We start from the raw sequence: 5,279 nt of genomic DNA on the forward strand, positions 1-5,279 counted from the left end.
GGCCGGTGGGCTCGCCCTCGGGGGTACGGACGTCGACGGTGAAGGTGCGGGTGACGCGCCTACCCGCCGGTGCGGCCGTCTCCGGCAGCAGGGACCGGCGGGTCTCGCCGCTGACGCTGGTGGCGGAGGCGGTCTTCCCGCCGAGGGTGACCCGGACGTGGTAGGTGCCCGGTGTGACGTCGAAGTGGCAGGTGCCGGCCGTGCAGTGGGCGAGGCCCCGGCCGCCGTTCCCCCCGCCCGCGTGGGCGGGTACGGACGACAACGCGGTCCCCAAGGTCACCGCCGCCATGACGGCGATGCTGAAACGTCTCACTCCGGGCTCCTCCCAGCACACGACAAGTCCTGGAGGGGGACCGTACCGCTCTGGACAAGCGCTTTCTAGACCCCGAGCAGCATTCACCAGATCGCTGGCTACACCTGAGTGAAAGCCCTTTCGTGAAATCGATTCAACTCTCACCCGGGCGGCCGCCGCGCACACCCGCACGTCGGTGTGACGACGGCGTACGCGAACGACCGGCCCCGGGTCACCGTCAACGGCACCTGGACCCCGGCGGTCCCCGCCGCGCCCACCTGGGCGCCCCAGGGACCGTCCGGATCGTCATGTCCCGCGCGTCCACTGCTGGTTGGTGCCTCCGTTGCACGTGTACGTGATGAGCGCGGCGCCGTTGGCGGTGGACGCGCCGTTCACGTCGAGGCACTCGCCGCTCGCGCGGGACCTGACGTTGACGTACGAGCCGGTGGTGGTCAGCGACCACTGCTGGCTCGTCGCGGAGGAGGCGCAGTTCTCCTGCGTGACCGTGTTCGCGTTCTCCCGCACGCAGAGGCTGCTGTTCCGGACCATCAGCTGGTAGTAACCGCTTCCGACGGGCTTGAACCAGTACTTCTGGTTGGCGCCGCCGTTGCAGTCGTACTGCTTGAGCTGGGCGCCCGCCGCCAGCGACTGGCTCGTCACGTCCGCGCACTTGGAGGAGTGGCGGGCGATCAGCGTGTTGTACGCGGCGCCGGTGCCGGTGACGGTCCCGGCCGCCGTGTCGATGGTGACCTCCGGCGACCAGGACATGGACATGGTGGTCGAGCCCGAGAAGGTCAGCGGCAGCCACACGTACCGGGAGTCGTTGACGGTGCCGCCGAAGGAGTTGCCCCAGCGGTCGCCCATGTACAGGTACGAGGTGCCCGAGCTGCCCTGCACGGGCAGGACGAACGCGGTCTGGGAGCCGTAGGCCGTCGAGTCGCCGACGTTCTTCATGGCGGACCAGGGCCCGGCGAGGTTCGTGGCCGTGGCGTACTGCTGCTGGTTGGGGTTCCAGCCCGTGGCGCCGGAGGTCAGCATGAAGTACACGCCGTTCCGCTTGAACAGGGCGGGGGCTTCCCGGTGGCCGCCGGGCCAGGGGTTGGCGACCAGGCTCGCGATGCCGGTGTGGTCGGCGGTGAGGCGGTAGATCTGGAGGTCGTAGTTCTCCCGGGCGGCGGAGATCATGTAGCCGGCGCCGTCGGTGTCGGTGAAGACCGTGATGTCGCGGGACATGTGCTGGCCGAGCGGCCGGAAGCTGCCCTTCCAGGTGTAGTTTCCGTCGACGGTGTCGGAGACGGCGACGGCCGCGCGGGCCTCGCTGTAGTCGGTGCCGTTCTCCTTGTGCATCCACATGACGAACTTGCCGGTGGACGCGTTGTACATGACCTTGGGCCGCTCGATGTTGGCGGTCGCGAGCTCCGGGGCGCTGGCCTCGGTGAGAACGTGGTTGCGGAACTCCCAGTTCTTCAGGTCGGTCGAGCGGTAGGCGTCGACGTACCGGAAGGTGTTGTCGGCGTTGCGGTGCTCGCCGAACCAGTAGTAGTAGGTGCCGACCTTGAGGACTCCGCCGCCGTGCGCGTGGAGGGGGCTGCCCGAGGTGTCCGTGAACTGGGTGCCGTTGGTGATGGTCCGGGGCGCGGCCTGGGCGGGTCCGGCTGTGGCGAGGGCCGTGAACAGGCCCAGGCACAGGGCGAGGAGGGTGGCGTACGCACGTCTCATGTTCATTCGCTCACCTTCACCGCGTCGGCGATGGGGACGCCGAAGTCGGGGGTGCCGTCGCGCTTCCAGCCCAGCTTCTGGACGCGGGTGTGGCGGTTGGGGTCGTTCAGGGGGTCCCCGTTGATCTCCCTGTACTGGCGGGCGTGGTAGACGAGGACGTCGGTGCGGCCGTCCTCGGCGACCGTGAAGCAGTTGTGGCCGGGGCCGTACTGCTTGGTCGTGTCGTTGCTGGTGAAGACCGGGGTCGGCGACTTGGTCCAGCTCAAGGGGTCCAGGAGGCGGCTGTCGGCGTCGGCGGTCAGCAGGCCAACGCAGTAGTTGGAGTCGGTGGCGCTGGCCGAGTACGTCATGAAGAGCCGGCCGTTGCGCTTGAGGACGTACGGGCCCTCGTTGACCTTGAAGCCGATGCACTCCCAGTCGTACTCCGGGGTGGAGAGCCGCACCTGAGGGCCCTTCAGGGTCCACGGGTTCGCCATCTCGGAGAGGAAGATGCCGGTGTTGTTGTCCAGTCCGGGCTCGTGCTGGGCCCAGGAGAGGTAGCGCTTGCCCCGGTGGGTGAAGGTCGTGGCGTCCAGGGAGAACGTTTCCCAGGCCGTCTTGATCTGGCCCCGCTCCACCCAGGTGCCCTTGAAGGGGTTGGGGTGGGCGTTCTCCAGCACCCATATCCGGATCGCCCAGACGTCCTCGGCGGGCGCGGAGGCGAAGTAGATGTACCACTTGCCGCCGATGCGGTGCAGTTCGGGCGCCCAGATGTGGGCGCCCATGGGGCCGGTGGCGTGGGCGCGCCAGATGACGGACTCGTCCGCCGTGCCGAGTCCGCCCAGGGTGCGGGAGCGGCGCAGGATGATGCGGTCGTACTCGGGGGCGGTGGCGGTGAAGTAGTAGAAGCCGTCCTTGTGCCGGTGGATGTGCGGGTCGGCCCGGTTGCGGACGAGCGGGTTCACGAAGGGGGCCGGCTTCGGGCGCCCGGCGGGTGTTCCGGCAGCGGTTTCGCCCTGGGGCGCCGCTTCGGCGACGCCGGAGAGGGCGGGGACTGCGGCCAGGGCGCCGGCGGCTGCGGCGCCCTTCAGCAGCAGTCTGCGGCTGGGGGGTTCGGGCAGAGCGTGGTCGCGGTCGCGGCTCATGCGGTGGGGCCTGCCTCTCACTGAGGGACACACGGTGTCGTCCGATGCGGCGTCTGAGATTTCGAACACCATCTGTCATTACGAACGGTGGAAAGGTAAGGGGGTGACACGAGGAGGTCAACGGGTCTGACGGGACCAACCCGTCCGGCCTGTTCCGGAAACAGCGGGCGCCGAAGTTTCTGTTATCGGCGAGGGCATGACCCGTCTCCGGTCATGTGCCCAGCCTCACCCACACCACAGCAGCGGCCGCGGGCGTCCTCGCGGCGGTCGCCTCACTGCTCACCGCTCCCCCGGCGGTGGCCGCCGGCCCCCGGGACGTCACGGCCGACGTGCTGGCCGGCCGAAGCGTGACGCTCGACGGCGACACGGTCGTCACCGTGCCGCCCGGGACGACGACGTACGACGGCGTCTTCCGCGGCGAGGGCACGCTCACGGTGCGCGGCGGCGGAACGCTGGTCCTCACCAGGGACAGCGACTTCACGCTCCCGAAGTCCCGGCAGCGGCAGCAGGTGCTCACGCCGGGCGGCAATCACCCGTACGTCACCGTCACCCGGCCCGACCCGCCGGCGATCACGGTGGAGCGGGGCGCGACGCTCCAGTACGGCGACGGCGGGACGACGGGCCTGATCGGCCACTTCCCGTACAACACCCCGGCGTTCCGCCTCAACCAGGACAACATCCGCGTCGACGGCACCCTGCGGCTGTCGCTGAAGAGCGCCTACAACCTGGGCACGATCAGCGGCTCGGGCCTGATCACGCAGCCCAGGTTCCTGTGGGGCACGTGGGACCTGTCGGGCACCCACTCCTTCTCCGGGGTGATCGACAACGGCACGCAGACCAACGCCGGGCGGCCCGAGTACGCGACCTCGCTCCCGCGCGTCCGCAAGGTCCTCAACCAGGGCACCTGGACGGCCGACACCCCGCTGGGCCGGACCGTCACGATGGGCATGGACTTCTACCAGCGCGAGTACGGCAGCGACATCAACGTCCAGTCGCGGCCCGGCGGGAAGGTCGTCCTGACCGGGCAGTACAGCTGGTCGGACCGGGGCGGCGACACGGACCCGTCGCTCAGCGACCCGGCCCTCAACTGGACGCCGGCCCGCAGACACGTCAACAAGCGCGGTACCAACATCAAGGGTGCGAACGTCCGGTGGGGCGACGGCACGACCGACCGGATCTTCATGCCGGGCACGGCGGAGACGGTCTACATCAACCTGCTGGCGGCCCGCTCGCGCTCCCGGCTCACCTTCGACTACAACGGCCCGGTGACGCTGGGCGCCCCCATCGGCGGCGGCAGGTTCCACGACACCCTGTCGGCCCCCGGCGCCGGCGACATCGTCATCGCGGGCACCCCCGGCAACGACGTGACCTTCGCGGCCGTCCAGTACTACGACGGCTCCACCACGGTGGAGAAGGGCGCGGTCCTGCGCCTGGGCAGCGGCGAACGGGGCGGCGACGGCGGCCTGTACACCGGCGGTGCCCACTACCGGCTCGTCAACGACGGCTCCCTGGTCCTGCGCAACACGGCCAGGCCCCTCACCCTGTCCCGCATTGGCGGCAGCGGCTCCCTCACCCAGTCGGGCACCGCCACGACGACCCTGACGGGCGGCGGGATCACCTACACCGGGACGACCACGGTCACCCGGGGCACGCTTGCACTGCGCGACGGGGCCACCCTCACCGGCAGCAGGTCGATCCGGCTCACCACGGCCGGCGCGAGGCTGGACGCGGGCCGGCCGGGTCTGCGCGTGGCGACGACGCTGACCGGCGAAGGCACGGTGAGCGGTACGGTCACCAACGACGGCACGGTCACGACGGGCCTCACCGTCGACGGCCCCTACACCCAGAGCCCGAAGGGCTCACTGGTCCTCGGGGACGAGCCGCTGACGGTGACGGGCCGGGTCCGGCTGGCCGGGCACCTCGACGTGCCGGCCACTCCCGACGCGGCTCGCGACATCACCGTGCTCGACCACAGGGGCGAGGCCAGAACCTCGGGAACCTTCACCGGCCTGAGGGAAGGGGCCCGTGTGAAGCGGGCGGGCACGAACTACCGCATCAGCTACCGGGGCGGCGACGGCAACGACGTCGTCCTGACGGCCGTCACCTCCACCGGCCACACGGCCACTGCCCCGTCCACCCCGGCC

3 protein-coding genes and 1 pseudogene are annotated in these 5,279 nt (G+C 70.3%); 1 reads left to right on the top strand and 3 read right to left on the bottom strand.

The window, feature by feature from the left end; genetic code table 11:
- The 3 genes and pseudogenes from C1J00_RS37750 to C1J00_RS37760 all read right to left on the bottom strand — a co-directional run.
- A pseudogene (locus tag C1J00_RS37750) lies at positions 1-313 on the bottom strand (carbohydrate esterase); the annotation flags it as partial.
- A 285-nt stretch (positions 314-598) separates the two neighbouring features.
- Positions 599-2,011, bottom strand: a complete 1,413-nt coding sequence (locus tag C1J00_RS37755) for an RICIN domain-containing protein (protein ID WP_102913421.1) — start codon at positions 2,009-2,011, stop codon at positions 599-601.
- Positions 2,012-2,013: 2 nt separating this feature from the next.
- Positions 2,014-3,135 carry a glycoside hydrolase family 43 protein gene (locus C1J00_RS37760; RefSeq protein WP_102913419.1) on the bottom strand — a complete coding sequence of 374 codons (1,122 nt, stop codon included), beginning with the start codon at positions 3,133-3,135 and terminating at the stop codon, positions 2,014-2,016.
- Positions 3,136-3,350: 215 nt separating this feature from the next.
- Here C1J00_RS37760 and C1J00_RS37765 point away from each other — a divergent pair.
- The coding region (locus C1J00_RS37765; RefSeq protein ID WP_102913420.1) for an autotransporter at positions 3,351-5,279 on the top strand (1,929 nt) is incomplete at its 3' end.

Source organism: Streptomyces cahuitamycinicus, from assembly GCF_002891435.1.
Taxonomy (GTDB): domain Bacteria; phylum Actinomycetota; class Actinomycetes; order Streptomycetales; family Streptomycetaceae; genus Streptomyces; species Streptomyces cahuitamycinicus.